Annotated in this window: 17 protein-coding genes; 10 read left to right on the top strand and 7 right to left on the bottom strand. The window is 36.3% G+C overall.

Annotated elements, in window-relative coordinates; genetic code table 11:
- Positions 1–29: 29 nt before the first annotated feature.
- The 7 genes from JOE44_RS23685 to JOE44_RS23655 form a co-directional block, all read right to left on the bottom strand.
- On the bottom strand, positions 30–1,037 hold the full coding sequence (locus tag JOE44_RS23685; RefSeq protein WP_209788350.1) for a VWA domain-containing protein: 1,008 nt from the start codon (positions 1,035–1,037) through the stop codon (positions 30–32).
- A complete protein-coding gene (locus JOE44_RS23680; protein ID WP_209788345.1) occupies positions 1,037–2,029 on the bottom strand; it encodes a VWA domain-containing protein in 993 nt (330 codons plus the stop codon). The genes JOE44_RS23685 and JOE44_RS23680 overlap by 1 nt, the downstream gene beginning before the upstream one ends.
- On the bottom strand, positions 2,022–2,918 hold the full coding sequence (locus JOE44_RS23675; RefSeq protein WP_105681794.1) for a BatD family protein: 897 nt from the start codon (positions 2,916–2,918) through the stop codon (positions 2,022–2,024). Before JOE44_RS23675 ends, JOE44_RS23680 begins: the two co-directional genes overlap by 8 nt.
- A gap of 57 nt (positions 2,919–2,975) precedes the next feature.
- Positions 2,976–3,839, bottom strand: coding sequence for a DUF58 domain-containing protein (locus tag JOE44_RS23670; RefSeq protein ID WP_209788343.1), 864 nt, complete (start codon positions 3,837–3,839; stop codon positions 2,976–2,978).
- A gap of 60 nt (positions 3,840–3,899) precedes the next feature.
- Positions 3,900–4,358, bottom strand: a complete 459-nt coding sequence (locus JOE44_RS23665; protein WP_209788339.1) for a GNAT family N-acetyltransferase — start codon at positions 4,356–4,358, stop codon at positions 3,900–3,902.
- Entirely contained in the window at positions 4,358–5,362 is a 1,005-nt protein-coding gene (locus JOE44_RS23660; RefSeq protein WP_209788338.1) for a MoxR family ATPase, read from the bottom strand. Before JOE44_RS23660 ends, JOE44_RS23665 begins: the two co-directional genes overlap by 1 nt.
- A gap of 276 nt (positions 5,363–5,638) precedes the next feature.
- Positions 5,639–6,946: a hypothetical protein gene (locus JOE44_RS23655; RefSeq protein WP_209788336.1), complete on the bottom strand. Its 1,308-nt coding sequence runs from the start codon at positions 6,944–6,946 to the stop codon at positions 5,639–5,641.
- Between the two features lie 236 nt (positions 6,947–7,182).
- On the opposite strand from JOE44_RS23655, the gene JOE44_RS23650 reads away from it, so the two are divergent.
- From JOE44_RS23650 to JOE44_RS23605, 10 genes are all read left to right on the top strand, one after another.
- Positions 7,183–8,517 carry a peptide-N-glycosidase F-related protein gene (locus JOE44_RS23650; protein ID WP_209788334.1) on the top strand — a complete coding sequence of 445 codons (1,335 nt, stop codon included), beginning with the start codon at positions 7,183–7,185 and terminating at the stop codon, positions 8,515–8,517.
- A gap of 247 nt (positions 8,518–8,764) precedes the next feature.
- Positions 8,765–9,235, top strand: coding sequence for a DinB family protein (locus JOE44_RS23645; protein WP_002977558.1), 471 nt, complete (start codon positions 8,765–8,767; stop codon positions 9,233–9,235).
- Positions 9,236–9,265: 30 nt separating this feature from the next.
- Positions 9,266–9,658 (top strand): four helix bundle protein, encoded by a 393-nt coding sequence (locus JOE44_RS23640; RefSeq protein WP_209788331.1) that lies wholly within the window; start codon positions 9,266–9,268, stop codon positions 9,656–9,658.
- Positions 9,659–9,736: 78 nt separating this feature from the next.
- Positions 9,737–10,486, top strand: a complete 750-nt coding sequence (rlmB, locus tag JOE44_RS23635; RefSeq protein ID WP_105681037.1) for a 23S rRNA (guanosine(2251)-2'-O)-methyltransferase RlmB — start codon at positions 9,737–9,739, stop codon at positions 10,484–10,486.
- A gap of 3 nt (positions 10,487–10,489) precedes the next feature.
- On the top strand, positions 10,490–11,611 hold the full coding sequence (locus JOE44_RS23630) for a serine hydrolase domain-containing protein (protein ID WP_209788329.1): 1,122 nt from the start codon (positions 10,490–10,492) through the stop codon (positions 11,609–11,611).
- A gap of 14 nt (positions 11,612–11,625) precedes the next feature.
- On the top strand, positions 11,626–12,675 hold the full coding sequence (locus JOE44_RS23625; RefSeq protein ID WP_209788327.1) for a DUF6263 family protein: 1,050 nt from the start codon (positions 11,626–11,628) through the stop codon (positions 12,673–12,675).
- A gap of 61 nt (positions 12,676–12,736) precedes the next feature.
- Positions 12,737–12,967: a hypothetical protein gene (locus tag JOE44_RS23620; RefSeq protein ID WP_105681040.1), complete on the top strand. Its 231-nt coding sequence runs from the start codon at positions 12,737–12,739 to the stop codon at positions 12,965–12,967.
- A gap of 31 nt (positions 12,968–12,998) precedes the next feature.
- Positions 12,999–15,539 carry a YfhO family protein gene (locus JOE44_RS23615; RefSeq protein ID WP_209788324.1) on the top strand — a complete coding sequence of 847 codons (2,541 nt, stop codon included), beginning with the start codon at positions 12,999–13,001 and terminating at the stop codon, positions 15,537–15,539.
- Positions 15,540–15,614: 75 nt separating this feature from the next.
- Positions 15,615–15,923, top strand: a complete 309-nt coding sequence (locus tag JOE44_RS23610; RefSeq protein WP_209788321.1) for a GIY-YIG nuclease family protein — start codon at positions 15,615–15,617, stop codon at positions 15,921–15,923.
- Between the two features lie 52 nt (positions 15,924–15,975).
- On the top strand, positions 15,976–17,265 hold the full coding sequence (locus JOE44_RS23605) for a glycosyl transferase family 1 (RefSeq protein WP_209788318.1): 1,290 nt from the start codon (positions 15,976–15,978) through the stop codon (positions 17,263–17,265).
- Positions 17,266–17,271: the final 6 nt, after the last annotated feature.

Raw genomic sequence — 17,271 nt, 5'->3', positions numbered from 1 at the left:
GTAGAATTTCTTCTATAAATAAGGGAAATCTACACATTAAAATCTTTTTTAGGATTAAAAATATAAATTAAAAAGAAAAACAGAATAGATACCGCAAGGAAATATTGATAATAATGATTGGCATTCTGTGATTTCACCAAGGTTTCAGCCCCTGCAGACTTTTTATTGACAGCATCTACAATTCTGTCCGGAGCTTCATTGATATTATTACCATCAATATAAGTTCCGTCCGTAGATCCGGCCATTTTCTTTAAAGCTTCCGTCTGTCTCTTTGAGATCACTGTTCCTCCGTTTACATCAGTCTTGTAGCCCATAAGCTGTCCAAAAACATACTCCGGAACCGGAGCGCCTTCATCCGTACCTACTCCTACAGAAGTAATGCTTATTCCTTCTTTATTAGCTAATCTGATGGCAGCATTATCATTTCCTTCATTATCTTCTCCATCACTCAGAAGAATTACTTTTCTGGATCCTTTGCTTACATTTTTAAATTTTTCAGCAGCAACCTGCATTGCTTTCAGAAAATCCGTTCCCTGAATCTGCATAGAGCTTGTTTCAATACCGCTGATATAGGTTTCTGCAGAATTATAATCCGTTGTCAGAGGCATGATAGACATTGCATTTCCGGCAAAAATAACAATCCCAACCTTGTCATTATTCATTTTCTTCATGGTAGCCAGCATCAGATTCTTGGCTTCTGTAAGACGGCTTGGATCTATATCTTCGGCATTCATAGAATTGGATACATCCAGCATAAAGATCACATTATTCAGTTTCTGGGTGCTCTTCACCTCTTCTGAACCGTTCAGCAGGTCGATGATAGAGAATATCAGAAATAAGGTTCCCAATAAATATAGTGCAGGGAAAAACTTTGTAAATCCTGATCTTTTTTCGAATAAGTTTTCGTGAAACTGGCTGGCAGCAAAAATTTCTCTTTTCTGGCTTCTCCATTTTAAAAAACGGATCAAAAAAGAAGCTAACAGCGGCAGAAGCAACAGTAAAAATAAATACCAATAATTTCCTAAAGACCAACTCATCAGCTTAAAATTTTATAAAACACCCATCTCAACAGTGCGTCCAACAACAACATTCCTAAAGCAATCCACAGAAATATCTTAAAATATTCTTCATAATTGTACAGCTTGGAAACTTTCACATCAGACTTTTCCAGTTGATTAATCTCATCATATACTTCTTCAAGACTGCTGTTTGAGGTAGCTCTGAAATACTTTCCTCCCGTAGTCTGTGCAATTTCTCTTAAGGTATTTTCATCGATAGCAACCTCTGTTTCAGTAAAGATAAGGTCTCCAAAGATGTCCTGTGATGTTGGCATCAGAGCATAACCATTGGTTCCTATTCCGATTGAATATACCTTTATATTATTATTTTTTGCCAATTCTGCGGCTAACTGTGGAGGAATTGCATTCTGAATATTGCTCACTCCATCCGTCATCAGGATCACTACTTTACTTTTGGCTTTACTTTTAATCAAATGATTCACTGCAACGGAAAGTCCTTCCCCGATTGCTGTTCCCGGTTCAAGACCTGCAGAATTAAGGTTTTTAATTTCATCTATAACAACCTGATGGTCTGAAGTAACCGGAACTTTAGTAAAGGCTTCTGCTGCATATGCTACTACACCTATCCTGTCATTAGGACGTTTCTGGACAAATTTTACAGCAATATCTTTCAACGCTGTAATTCTGTCCGGACTAAGATCCTTCGCGAGCATACTTAAAGAAACATCAATAGATAACATTATATCCACTCCCTTTGTATCATCTCTGTCCTGTGAAACCGTGAATGTTCTCGGTCTGGCCATAGCAATGATCAAAGCCGAAAGAATGATATACTTTGAAATTTTCAGTAAAAAAAGTACCCCCTGAATCCCTCCGCTGTGATCCATATTTTTTATGGTAGGAACTTTTATACCTTTTCTTTTGCCTCTCCCTGCATCTTTAATGAAAAGTGGGATAAACAATAGAAAAAGCAATAAGAACCACGGACTGTAAAACTCAAAATTAAACATCCTTTCTTAAATTTTCGAATTCTAAATCTTTGGATGATCTTTTCACAAAATCCCTGATATTGGCAAAATCTCTTTCCATTGTTTCCTGATCAGGGAATGTTTTGGCAAATTTTACCAGATCACCTCTAAGGAATACATCCTCTACTATTTTTTCGTTATCCTGCGAGATGGTATTATTTTTTTTCATAACATCAATAAGATCATCAGTAAGAAGTACATCTGCCGGAAGGTGGTATTGTTTCGTAATGAAGGTTCTGGAAATATCGATCAGTTCCACATAAAACGAGCGGAAATTTCCTCCTTCAATATATTTTTTCTTTTTAAGAGAGTCCAGTTCTTTCAACGTCTGATTGGTTGCTACTACTGGAGAATTCTTTGATTTTCTACCCCATTTTACGAACATAATAATAGCAATAACCAGTGCAATACCGGCCAATGCTGCAAGGATATAAAACTTATAAAGTTCCCAATAATCTTTCGCTTCAAGTTTCACCTGCTTATTATTCATGATATCATTAATCTGATCTGCTTTTTGAGCTGTATTAATGACATCTATTTCGTAAGGAATTGTTTTAAGGATTTTATCTCCCACTTTGAATTCCAGTTCCGGAATGGTAAATTTTCCTTCCTCAAAAACTGCAAATTCTATCTTTCTCTCATAGGTATTGGCATTCTGCCCTATACTGTCTTTAGTTTCTTCAAAATGAAACGGGAGAAGCTCATTTTTGGGTGCCGAAGTTACCTGCTGTTCATTAAGATTATCAATCTTTATGGTAATATGATTGGTTTCTCCCAGAGCAAGGGTTTTCTTTTCTACGTTAGAGGATAATATCTGTGAAAAAGCATTTGCACAGATCAGAAAAGATAATATTAAAAGTATTTTTCTCAATGTTAAAATAATAAAGGCAAAACGCCTCATGTTTTTTAGTACGAGCAAAGCCCGGTGTTATTTTTTCTGAAAGTAATTATACAATAATTTTGAATAATCTGAGCCGGTATTAATATTCATAAAACTGGCAGAGCTGTTGGTAAAGTCTTCTTCCAGCGTTCTCAACTTTTGTTTTTGCGCTTCCGCAAAGGTATACCGCCATCTTGTGCTGGAAGTATTGGCCCATATTTCTTTTCCGGTTTCCACATCAAGCAGACGGGCATATCCTACGTCAGGAATTTCATTATCCTTTTCATCATAAATCCTCATTCCCAGCAGTTGATGTTTCTTTGAAGCTACTCTCAACATTTTAGAATCATATTCATCTTCAAAATCTGAGAACAGAAAAACCAGCGATTTTCTTTTAAAAATACCCATCATATATTCCATAGCCTTATCTATTTTAGACTCTGCGGGAACATAATCTGCAGTCAGAATATTACTGATAATGGATAGAATGTGTTTTCTTCCTTTTTGAGGAGGGATTACCTTGTATACTTTATCTGCAAACAGGATCAATCCTACTTTATCATTATTTCCGGCTGCCGAAAATCCTAAACTTGCTGCAATTTCAGCTACATATTCTCTTTTCAACTGGACCTTCGTACCATAATCCATGGAAGCGGAAATATCAACGAGAATCATCATCGTCAATTCTCTTTCTTCTTCCATTACTTTTACAAACGGCTCACGGAAACGGGCGGTTTTATTCCAGTCTATTCTTCTGATCTCATCTCCAAACTGATAGGGGCGTACTTCCGAAAAAGTCATTCCCTGCCCTTTGAAGGCACTGTGATATTGCCCCATTAAAGCAGCTTCCGTCTTTTTTCTGGTACGGATTTCAATCTGCTTTACTTTTTTTACAATATCTTTTATCTGCATAAACGAGTTCAAGGTTTAAAATTCAAAGTTTAATGTTTAATGTGAAATATGGTTTTTGGGTTAATCTTTTAACTCAATAGAAACATTCGACCACTCATTATCAAACTTTGTATTGTATTTTTTATAAAAATTGATGGCTGGCTCATTCCAGTTCAATACCTGAAATACCATTCCACTATAGTTATTTGATTTTCCATGCTCCAATGTGGCATCAAATAATTTCTTTCCGATCTGCTTTCCTCTCAACCTTTCCGTTACTACAAGATCTTCAAGATACAGCCTTCTTCCTTTCCATGTCGAATATCTGTCGTAATACAACGATATTCCAACAATCTCAGCATTATATTCCGCAACAAAAGCTCCCCAAACAGGAGAAGAACCAAAACCATCCTGAATAAATTCATCCAGCGTCACTGTTACTTCATGCAACGCTTTTTCATATTCTGCCAGTTCTTTGATTAGGTTCAGCATGGAAGCACAATCCTCCACAACTGCTTTTCTTATGATCACATCACTCATTATGGCGCCTGTATTTTTGCTAAAATTCTATTGATAATTTCTTCTGTTGAAATCTCTTCTGCTTCTGCTTCAAATGTTAAGCCCATTCTGTGTCTTAATACATCTTTTGCCAGTGCTTTTACATCTTCCGGAATGACAAATGCTCTTCCTTTTAAGAACGCATATGCTCTTGAAGCAATAGCAAGGTTAATGGATGCTCTTGGGGAAGCTCCGAAACTAATATAATTTTTAAGTTCAGAGAGACCGTAGTTTTCCGGATAACGGGTTGCAAACACCATATCCAGGATATATTTTTCAATTTTTTCATCCAGATAAATCTGGTTGATCAATTCTTTAGCGTCTACAATGTCCTGAAGGGAAATCACTGGATTCACTGTTGGCTGATGTGACGTTGAAACCATTCTCATCACCTGTCTTTCGTCTTCAAAAGAAGGATAGTCTATGGTACACTTCAGCATAAAACGATCGCTCTGTGCTTCAGGCAACAGATAAGTTCCTTCCTGATCAATCGGGTTTTGTGTTGCCAATACAAGGAATGGTTTTGGAAGCTTCATGGTTTCATCACCAATCGTCACCTGTTTTTCCTGCATTACTTCCAGAAGGGCTGACTGCACTTTTGCCGGCGCACGGTTGATCTCATCCGCCAATACAAAGTTGGCAAATACAGGTCCTTTTTTTATAGAAAAGTCGTTGTCTTTGATATTATAGATCATAGTTCCCACTACGTCTGCAGGAAGTAAATCCGGTGTAAACTGAATCCTTGAAAACTCTCCATGCACAGCATCTGCAAGTGTTTTTATCGCTAAGGTTTTAGCCAGCCCGGGCACCCCTTCCAAAAGAACGTGACCGTTTCCCAAAAGTCCTATCAAAAGACGGTCTATCATGTATTCCTGTCCAATAATAACCTTGTTGATTTCCTGTCTCAGAAGAGAAAATAAGTAGTTTTTTTCCTTTACTTTTTCCGTCAATTGGCGGATATCTTCAGCTTGATATATCTCTGACATAGCTTCATTTAAAATAAGTGGTAAATTTCTGATAAATACTTGCATTAATCAACATAATAAATGCCATTTTTGAGTTAAAGTTTGTTAAAAATCCGGTGTTGACGAGATATTTAAAGCTATAACGCTGAATTTCTTAGGTATAAACAAATTCAGAATTCAAATTATATCAAGGTATATCTTTATTTTATTACAATTCATAAAAAATGTCACAAAATCACTTTTGCAACATTTTAATTTATCTTCTTAATATTTAATCTGAAACTATATTATCTAATTTTAAAGCTTGGTTATTGTAATGGTAAATATATTTTCGGGAGCATCAGTAGTATCTTCATACGCTCCGACATTTATAAAATATTCTGTTCCTGATACCGTGGTAATAGTAAGCGTTTCCGCAGTACCTCCACCACCATCATCTACAGTTCCGGTACATGACAGATTACTGCAGCTGCCACTATAAACGCCTATCTGCGGATCATAGCTGCTGCCAGAAGGCATGGTCACTTTAATGGTAAACTGACTGCCATCTCCTGTGAATCTGAACCAGGTACCATCATTCATTCCTGTATCTCCAGTACTTGTACATACGCTTATATTTCCTGTATTATTTGTTGTAGATACAGCATCATCCTGAGTATAGGTGTAAGGAAATACTGATGCCTGCAATGCTCCAGTACACGCATCATTTGCAGGTATTGGAGGAACAGTTTTAAAAACAATTTCTGAACACCCGGAAGATTCAGTACTTCCTGAAACGGATGTTACTTTTAAATAATAAGTGGTTCCGGCTGTAAGCACTGTGGAAGGGGTAAAGCTATTTCCTGAAACTGTTTGCTGATTAATAATATCAGCACTTCCTGAACTTGTTCCCAACGAAACTTTGTAGGATGTAGCCCCTGAAGCCGGAAGCCAGCTGAAATTGGGAGTTAAAGAAATATTCTGAGTATTATTTACCGGATAAACAACAAAAGGACATGCCGGCCCGGCGCTTGGTGTAAGACCTGAAATGGTAACTGCCGATTTATAATCCGCTCTGATTCCTCCTGGAGGAGATGCAATATCTACGACTCCACGGTCACCTTTATAATACAAGGTTGAGTAGGGAATATGAGGATAGACATGAAAAGCTTCATCAAAAGTATTGATATCCATATTCGGAGAATTCTCTTTTGCGGCAATAACCAGATTATCTACATTATTATAAGCAAATGGTGCTGTAAAAATAATTTCAACCTTATTATTGTTTTTGGTAACAGTTCCTGCGAATACCTGCGTAAGTTGTGCGGCAGGAATCCAGTCTGTACCGGAAGAGAAAGCCGTTTTTGAGGTATGACCGAGATATACTGTCCAGTTAGAAGATTCAGTAATCGTTGATGAAGAATCCACGTAAAATGTGAGTCCTGTGATACTTCCTGCTGCATTGGCATTTACTTCCTGTTTAGGATAGATTTGCTGTACATAGGAATAGGAAAAAAAACTGCTTATAGGAGCGACACCTACATTTGAACTTCCAATATTGATATTGATCTGGGCGCTCACCGCCGTCACTACAAAAAATAAAGCCAAAAGTAAAATTCTTTTCATTATTAATAACATTTATTTATAATACCATGCTAATTTAATAATAAATACTTTCATAATAGCAAAAAAAACATATTTCATTATATATTTAAACACCAAGAAATTATTTAAACAAAAAATACATTCAAAATTAAAAACAACAAACATTTAACAATAAACACACTCAATACCATAAAAATAAAATAAATTAAAGCCATTTTTAATACATATTTCATACATTTACACTAAACATCAATAATATGTATAAAAAGCTATTCTTTTTCAGTTTTTTCATTGCCCATCTCGTTTTCGCCCAAACGACCATGACCAATATAATTTCAGATGCAGTATACTATGATGGCTATGCTGCCACGGTATCCAACCCTGTACCTGCGGGTTTAACCAGACTGAATAATGCCAGATATACAAGAAAACTTACTGATGCAGAGTTAGACGCTTTCAAGGCTAAGATCGCTATGCGGGTAACCATCGCAGCATTGTGTGATAATTATGACCGTCTTGGGGAAGTCTTTTTAGCAATGGTTCCTAAAAACCAATCTACCTACACCATCAATGACCCTAATGTCAAAAGAATTGAAGTGGGCAGATATATTACTCCTTTCATGAATAAAAACAGAACTCCTTCAGAAGTTCCTTACACTTATGATGTCAGCAATTTATACAGTATATTTCATGATACAGCATTACGAAATGCTTATGATCTGTATATGGAACTTGATGTTTTTGGAGTTCCCTATGCAGCTCAAACCCAGGTTTCAGGCTGTTCAGGCAGAATTGATGTTTTTTCGGGAACTCTTACCTTTTTCTCAACGGATACAGGAGCCACTCCTACCGATAGCAACACTATCGTACCCATATTAAGTTATAGCACCCTTAATAACTATAACAATACTGATGTTACAGGAGAAACTGTTAGAATTGTTACTTTTAATCTACCTAATCCTGTTACCGATGCCCGTTTCTTTGTAATTTCTACTCCTCATGGCGCCAACAGTGGTGGTGAAGAATATATCAGAAGACAAAACTACACCTACATAGATGACGTACAGGTACTCACCTATACTCCCGGAGGTATTTCATGTGAACCATACCGTGTATACAATACTCAAGGAAACGGAATCTATGGAGCCACACCTAAAACTTTCGCAGACTGGACTTCATGGAATAACTGGTGTCCCGGAAATGCTGTTCCCATCAGAGAATTTACATTACCCAACTTAACTGCAGGCAATCATACTTTGAAACACACAATTCCAACGGCAGTTTTCAACCAACAGCAGGGATATGTCATGTTATCAGTTTATATGCAGGGAAAAAGCAATATAACGTTGAATGTAAAAGATATCAGAACGGTTGATGTGAATATTTACCCCAATCCTACTTCTGATTTTGTGAATATAAAATCAAAAGTAGAAGTTAATTCTATCAGTATTTTCAACGCAGAAGGAAGAAAACTTGCAGAAACATACAAAGAGAACAGGATAGATCTTTCCTCATACAGCACAGGAATTTATTTTTTAAGTATTGTTTTAAAAGACGGAACCTCCTTTAAACACAAAATCATCAAAAAATAATAAACTGTAGATCTTTTGAACACAATAATAAAACCCTCTTCAAATCTTTTTTGGGGAGGGTTTTTGTATAGGTTACCTTTTCAATATAAGCGTAAAAACATCCTTATATCAATAAAAACAGTTTAAAAAATAATCTTAATCCATCCGTTTTCCCAGTAGTTAAAAAACTTTAACTTTAATCCTCTACCCAAAAAAATTGTCATTTCCAGTTTATTAAACTATTTTTGGTGATTAAAAATTTTGCAAAATGAATTATCATTTTCAAGCACACAGACAGGTAAGAAAGAACCTTTTAGATATCCTTCAGAATACATCTCATGAAGATTTAATTCTGATTCCGGATGGTTTCAACAACAATATTTACTGGAATATTGCACATACCGTTGCCACACAGCAACTGCTGCACTATTACCTGAGCGGAAATCCTTTCCGTATTGACAAATATTGGATTGAAACCTATAAAAAAGGAACTTTACCCAACTTAAATGTTCAGAAATCAGAAGTAGAAGATTTAGAGTTTTTACTTACAGAAACTTCAAAGATTTTAATGAAGGATTATGACAGTGATTTCTTCTCAGATTATACACCCTACACAACAAGTTTCGGGATGGATCTGAAAAGCATCCAGGATGCCATCATCTTCAACAATATGCATGAAAGCCTTCACTATGGATACGTGATGGCTCAGAAAAGAGCAATTTTAGGAGAGAAATATTAGTTCAAAGTTTAAGATTTAAAGTTTAAGGTTATGGGAACAGTTAATAAATTTGAGGATTTAGAGATCTGGAAGCTATCCCGACAACTTTGTCATGAGATTTATGATATTATTGAATCTACCAACCTTAAAAATAATTTTAAACTTTGTAATCAAATCGATGGCTCTTCAGGATCAGTAATGGATAATATTGCTGAAGGATTTGAAAGAAACGGCAATAGAGAATTTATACAGTTTCTTTCTATTGCGAAAGCTTCCTGTGGAGAAACCAGATCACAATTGTATCGGGTTTTCGACAGAAGTTTTATTTCTCAGGAAAAATTTGAAACATTAATGGAGCAGACAGAAACGTTAAGTAAAAAGATCAGCTCTTTTATAAAATATTTAAATACAACAGATTTAAAGGGAACAAAGTACAAAAATTGAATTTCAAAACTTTAAACATTAAACTTTGAATTTTAAACATTGAACATTGAACCTTAAACATAAAATTTTAACAACTCAATGAAAGACGATTTTATTTTCGGGCTGCGTCCCGTGATTGAAGCAATTGAAGCGGGAAAAACGATTGACAAGGTCTTTGTGCAAAATGCACTTCAAGGTCCTATTTATGCTGAATTAAAAGCCATTTTAGCGAAAAATAAAATCCGTCCCAATTATGTGCCGGTTGAAAAACTGAACCGCTTTACAAGAAAAAACCACCAGGGTGTGGTTGCCTTTATTTCGGATGTACCGTTTCATAAAGTGGAGGATATTGTTCCACAATTATTTGAACAGGGAAAAACTCCTTTTCTTCTGATTCTGGACAGACTTACGGATGTAAGAAATTTTGGAGCGATCTGCAGAACAGCAGAATGTGTAGGTGTGGATGCTATAATCATTCCGGAAAAGGGTGCTGCTCCTATTAATTCTGATGCTATAAAAACCTCTGCAGGTGCTATTTACAATATTAAAATATGTAAAGAAAACAATCTTGCTCATGCTGTGGATTTCCTTCAGCAAAGCGGAATTTCTGTATATGCTGCCAGTGAAAAAGCTCAGAAATTGATCTATGATGTTAATATGACAGAGCCATGTGCTATTGTGATGGGAAATGAAGAAACCGGAATTTCTAAAGAAGTATTGCATCATGCTGATGAAAAAATAAAACTTCCTATTGAAGGAAAAACTCAATCTCTGAATGTTTCTGTAGCATGTGGAGCGATTTTGTATGAGGCGGTAAGACAGAAAATGACTGTGATACCCAACCCATAAAACATGAAAATACAATCACTTTTACCCTTATTTTTTGCCCCATTTATTTTTAATGCGCAGGCAAAAAAAATAGCAACAGACAATCACCTTACCACTGAGCTTGATAAGATGGTTCAGAAAGAAGCGCTCGCTTATATGCAGGATCCTGCACGGGTAGGACTTTCAATAGGTGTTTTTAAAGATGGTAAAAGTTATTTTTATAATTATGGAACTACAGAAATAGGAAAAGCAGAGCTTCCAACCTCTAAAAGTTTATACGAAATTGCGTCCATTACCAAGACTTTTACCGGAACACTTCTGGCTCATGCTTTAGCAGATGGTAAAATCAAAATGAATGATGATATCCGTAAGTATTTAGATGGGAATTATGCCAATCTTGAATTTGAAGGACACCCGATAACGATTGGGAATCTTACCAATCATTCATCAGGATTGCCACAGTTTCTGCCGGATCAGTCTCAGACCTTTAAAAAACCGATGGATTCTGTAGCGATGGCCCTGTCGGATTTTTATAAAAACTATTCAAAGAAGAAGTTTTATGAGGATCTTCATCAGGCTAAAGTGGATTTTGTACCGGGAACAGACTATAAATATTCCAATGTAGGAACACAGATTTCAGGAGATATCCTTGAAAAAATCTATCATAAAAGCTATGGAGACCTGCTTGCAAAGTATATTACAACGCCACTGAAAATGAATCAGACCATTATTGGTACGAATTCTGCACAGCTATTGACTTGTTATAGCGAAAAAGGAAAAGTAATGCCCAGAAATTTCAGTACCATCTTTGCTCCTGCAGGCGGAATTATATCCACCACGGAGGATCTGGTGAAATATATGCGTTATCATCTGGATGAAAACAATAAGTATGTGAAGATATCTCATACTCCTCTTGTGAAAAGTGAAGGAGATGCTATTGGGCTATACTGGAGATTGCACGCCTATGAAGACGGCACCCAAGCGGTGTATCATACCGGAGGTACATTTGGTTTTTCAAGCGTACTTCAGATTTATCCGTCAAAAAAAATGGGTATAGTAATATTGTCCAATGAATCGGATGCGGAATCTCAGGGGAAGCTGCATGACATTGCAGATCATTTATTAAGAAATAGTAGTAAAAAATAAAGTTAAAAAATCAAATGAAGAACATTGCAGCGCTTGCGCTTATATCATCAATAGCTCTTGTATCTTGTAAAAAAGAGACAGCAAAAATAACGAAAGTAGACCCTAAAACCGGAAAAACAGTAACTGTAGAAGTTCCTGCCGATTCAGTGGCAAAAGTTACAGAAAACCCGGCAATCAAAGATTCTGCCGGAGTTATTACACAGACTTTCAAGCTTGAAAAAGGGAAAACATATCCTCTTACCACGTATCAGAGAGATGTAAAAACAATGACAGATCCTCAGGGAAAATCAATTACTGCAACCAGTGAATCTACAGACGAAATGAATTTTGTAGTGGATGATATTAAAGGAAATGTATATGAAATGACCCTTAATCTTGTAGCTAAGAGAAGTTCTCAGTCTGCCCAGGGAAAAACGGTGGTGGTAGATACCAAACTTCCTCTTCCTAAAGAAGATGATCTTAAAATGATCTGGAATGTCAACAAAGCACTTACCGGAAACAAGCTTCAGATGAAAATGGATACAAAAGGGAATGTAATTTCTATTACAGGATTTGATGCTGTTTACACAAAAGTAGGAAATGCTGTAGGTACACTGATCAAAGATGCTAATGAAAAAGCTAGCGTAGTAGCAAGCCTTAAACAATCATTCAATGAAAAAGTACTGAAAGATCAGTTCCATAAAAACCTGATGATTATTCCTAAAAAAGGAGTGAAAATTGGAGAAAAGTGGTCAACTTCTGAAAATGCCGACCCAAGCGGAAGTGTAAAAGTAACTTCAAATTATGTAGTAAAAAGCTTAGGAAACGGAGCGGCTGAAATTGCAGTAACAGGAGGTATCCCTAAGAAAACGGAGAAGAAAGCTCAGGGACCTATTACCCATAGCCTGAGTAGTGAACTGGTTCAGAGCGGAACCATTAAGTTTGACGAAAACACAGGATGGATTACCAACCAGAATATCAACGTAAAGACTACTCAGATAGAAACCATTTCCGATGGAAAACAATCTCAGTCTATGAAGAGTGTTTCCAACTCTTCAGTAATGGTAAACCCCTCTGCTAAATAACTTGATAAATATTCAGGGTTTAAAGATTACTCTTTAAACCCTGAACTTTAAACAAAAAATTATGAAGTACATTCTTGAGTTAGTACTCACTGCTATTATTATTTTCTTTGTCTGGAACATTCTGAAAAGAATTTTCTTTAAGACCTTTTACAGCTATCGTTTCAACAATAACAATCAGAATAATAAACAGCAGGACATACACGACTCGAATAAGAATAACAAACAGAACCTTAACTGGGATGCAGAAACTGTAGACTATGAAGAGGTGAAAGAGAGTAATGACAAAAGGTAAACATTCCAAGAAATAAAAGATAATAACCAGTATGGCAAAAAATAAAAACTTAATTTATATTGCAATTTCAGTAGTAGTATTTATAGTTTTAGCATTTTTATATTCTACCCCTGTATTTTCAGGAAAACAACTTTTCCAGCATGATATTGTGCAATACAGAGGAGGAGCAAAAGAACTGCTTGACTATAGAGCCAATACCGGAAATGAAACCTATTGGAGTGACTCCATGTTTGGGGGAATGCCGACTTATCAGATGGGAAGCCAGTTTAAGGGTGATATCATCAAGAAAATCGACAGCAATCTGAATTTCCTGCCAAGGCCGGTCAATTATCTCTTCCTGCTATTTGCAGGTTTTTTCCTTTTGGGAATGGTAGTGGTCAGAAACTGGAAGTATGCTCTTCTGGGAGCCACTTTCTTCGGGCTTTCAACCTATTTTTATATTATTATTGCAGCCGGACACAATGGTAAGGTAAATACCATTGAATACTTTGCCCCGCTGTTAGCCGGAATTTTACTGGTTTATATCAGGAAACAATACATCTGGGGATTCATCGTCACCACCCTTTTTATGGGGCTTCAAATTGCGGCAAACCACCCACAGATGACCTATTATCTGTTCCTTGCTTTAGGATTTTTATTCCTTTCTGAGCTGATCAGAGCGATACAGAAAAAAACACCGATGAAGCATTTCCTTATTTCATCAGGAATTATTGCTGCATCATGCATGATCGGGGTTGGAATGAATTCACAAAGAATCATGGCTAATTCAGAATATGTAAAAGAAACTGTTCGTGGAAAACAGATTTTAACAAACGACAGCCATACTTCAGGAAAATCCGGAATGGATAAAGAGAGCATGCTGATGTGGAGCTACGGACAACTGGAAACTTTAAACCTTTTCATCCCAAGATTAATGGGTGGTGGAAGCCAGGAACCTGAAGGAAAAGAAATCATGAACAGGGTTCAGGAACTGGTGCAGGAAAATGTAGGCTCACAATCTGAAATGGATAGAATTTCCAAAGGTTTCAGCGGAGTAACCTATTGGGGTGATCAGCCGGGAACCTCCGGACCTGCATACCAGGGAGCTATTGTATGTTTCCTTGCATTGTTAGGCTTCTTCTTTGCCTCGAAGAAATACCGTTACTGGATTCTGGGAGCTTCCATCCTGACGATCTTACTAGCCTGGGGAAGTAACTTTATGCCGTTATCTGATTTCTTTATCGATTATGTACCGTTCTATAATAAATTCAGAGCACCTTCATCCATTTTAGTTGTTGTGGAATTATTATTCCCATTAATTGCCATCCTGGGATTATACAGATTCTTCACAGATGAAAAACTGACTGAAGAGTACAAACAAAAAATACTTATGTATGTAGGAGGTGGGACTCTGGGATTCTTATTGATTCTTTTAATATTTGGAAAATCATTACTAGGGTTTGCTACAGAAAATGAAAAAACATATTTTCCTCCTTTCCTACTGGATTATCTGGTAGATGAGCGATATAAATTGTTCAGAATAGATGCGATAAAAGCATTCATTTATGTGGCGATTACCGCTGCTGCGTTATTCTTAACTTTAAAGAAAAAGCTTAACCAGAATATTGCTCTGGTAGTCATTGGACTTGTAAGTTTATTTGATCTTTGGACGGTAAACAAACGTTATTTAAATGACGAAAACTACGTAGATAAAATCTTTGCTGAAAACCCTTTCCAGACAGAAAGCTCAGACCTGTTGGCTGAAAAAGTTCAGGGAAATCCGAATCTGGAATCTATTTTATCCAATGTCAACATCAACAAAACATTGGAAACAATTGCTGAAAAGGACAAAACACACTACAGAATTTACAACCAGACGCTGGGAGTAACCAGTGAAACCAATACGTCTTATTTCAAGGCTTCCATTGGAGGTTATCACGCTGTAAAATTAAGAAGATATGATGATGTACTGAATGAATATATCAATAGTATTGACAGTGTAAAAACACCTAACGTATTAAATTTACTGAATGCAAAATATATGGTTTTCGGAGGACCCGAGCAGCCACAGGTTGTTCCTAATCCAAAAGCCAACGGAAATGCATGGTTTGTAAGCGATTTAAAATTTGTAGAGACTCCTAACCAGGAAATTAAATCTATCGGAACGATTGACAATAAGAAAACAGCCGTTATTGCATCATCTGATAAAGCCTATTTTGACAACAAGCCCGTTCAGGCAGATTCTGCAGCATTTATCAATCTTACGAAATACCAGCCTAATGAACTTGAATTTAAATCTCAGTCGAAAACGCCTCAATTGGCAGTATTCTCTGAAGTTTATTATCCTCACGGATGGAAGATGTTTGTAGACGAAAAAGAAGTTCCTTATATCAAAGCAGATTACTTGCTTCGTGCAGTACATGTTCCGGCAGGAAATCACCATATCAGAATGGTATTTGAACCTGAAGTGATTGAAAAAGGAAAATGGCTTTCTCTACTGTCATTCGGTTTATTTATTCTTTTGTCTGCATTTGGAATTTTCTGGATGAATAAAAACAAGAAAAAAGAAATTGTAGCTGAACAGAAAGCTTAAATAATATAATAAGGTTTTTAAATAATATTACGAATGTCATTCTGAATGAAGCGTAGCGTAATGAAGAATCTCAAAATGAAAACACTAGGAACTCATAATTACTATGTCTATATATTAACTAATAAAATAAAGACAGTAATATACACAGGAGTTACTAATGATTTAAAGAATAGATTATATTGGCATAAAAACCCAGAAGCTATTGAAAAAAGTTTCACATCAAAATATAAATGTTTTTATTTAATATATTTTGAACATTTTGATGACATTGAAATAGCAATAACAAGGGAAAAGCAAATAAAAGGCTGGACCAGACAAAAGAAAGAAAACTTAATTAAAGAATTCAATCCAGATTGGAAATTTCTCAATGAAGAGATAGAGTGAGATTCTTCACTACGCTTCTGCTTCATTCAGAATGACATAGGAATCAATTAAAATGGAACAGAAGAAAATATTGATTATCACCTATTACTGGCCTCCTGCGGGAGGTCCTGGTGTTCAAAGATGGCTGAAGTTTGCAAAATATCTGCCGGATTTCGGATGGAAACCAGTCATCTATACTCCGGAAAATCCGAGCTATCCTTTATTGGATGAAACCCTGATGAAAGATGTTCCTGAAAATATTGAAATGGTAAGAACCAAAATCTGGGAACCTTATCAATTAGCAGAAAAGCTGAATAAAAGCAATAAAAAATTTAAGGCAGGACAATTTGATGTAGGTAAAAACCAAAGCTGGAAATCCAAACTTTCCATCTGGGTGAGAGGTAATTTTTTCATCCCTGATGCCAGAGTTTTTTGGGTGAAGCCTTCCATAACATTTTTGGAAAAATACCTGAGAGAACATCAAATAGATACGATTGTAACTTCCGGTCCGCCCCACTCTCTCCACCTGATTGGTTTAGGACTTAAAGATAAAATGCCGGATCTGAAATGGATTGCCGATTTCCGTGATCCATGGACAGAAATTTCCTATTACAAGCATTTGAAATTAACCAAAAGTTCGGATAAAAAACACCGTCAGCTGGAAAGTGCTGTATTTAAAAATGCAGACATTACACTGGCAACAAGCTATACCGATGCAGAAAACTTCAGGAAAGCGGGTGCGAATGCTGTGTGTATTACGAATGGATTTGATGAAAGTGATTCAGAGGGAAAAGTAAAAGGACAGAATCATCAGGATCAATTCACTTTAAGTTATATCGGGGTTTTGGAGCAGCTTAGAAATCCTGAAAACCTATGGAAGGCACTCGATGAACTGATCAAGGAAAACACTGATTTTGCAGCTGATTTTAAATTAAAATTTGCAGGAAGAATCGATGATAAAATCCTATACGCTATTGAAAATTCAAGTCTGAAAAACCATATTCTGAATCTTGGATATCTTTCTCATGGTAAAGCGGTAGAGGAAATGCAAAATTCAAGTCTACTTCTTATTACCAATTTCCCGAATGAAGCCTCAAAGGGAATCATCCCCGGAAAAATATTTGAATATCTGGCTTCAGGAAAACAGATCCTATCATTTGGACCCGATCAGGCGGATGTGGCAAAAATTCTGAACGAAACGCAGTCAGGAAAGCATTTCAATTATCAGGATACAGAAACAGTGAAGCAGTTTATCCTTGAAAAATTCAACCTTTGGAAAGAAGGAAGTCTTCATGAAAACACTCAGCATATTGAACAGTTTTCAAGAAAAAATCTAACCCGTCAGCTGACTGAAATCTTATAATAAAGA

The sequence above is a fragment of the Chryseobacterium sp. PvR013 genome (assembly GCF_017833095.1).
Lineage (GTDB): Bacteria > Bacteroidota > Bacteroidia > Flavobacteriales > Weeksellaceae > Chryseobacterium > Chryseobacterium culicis_A.
This window is presented reverse-complemented; position numbering and strand designations above follow the sequence as displayed.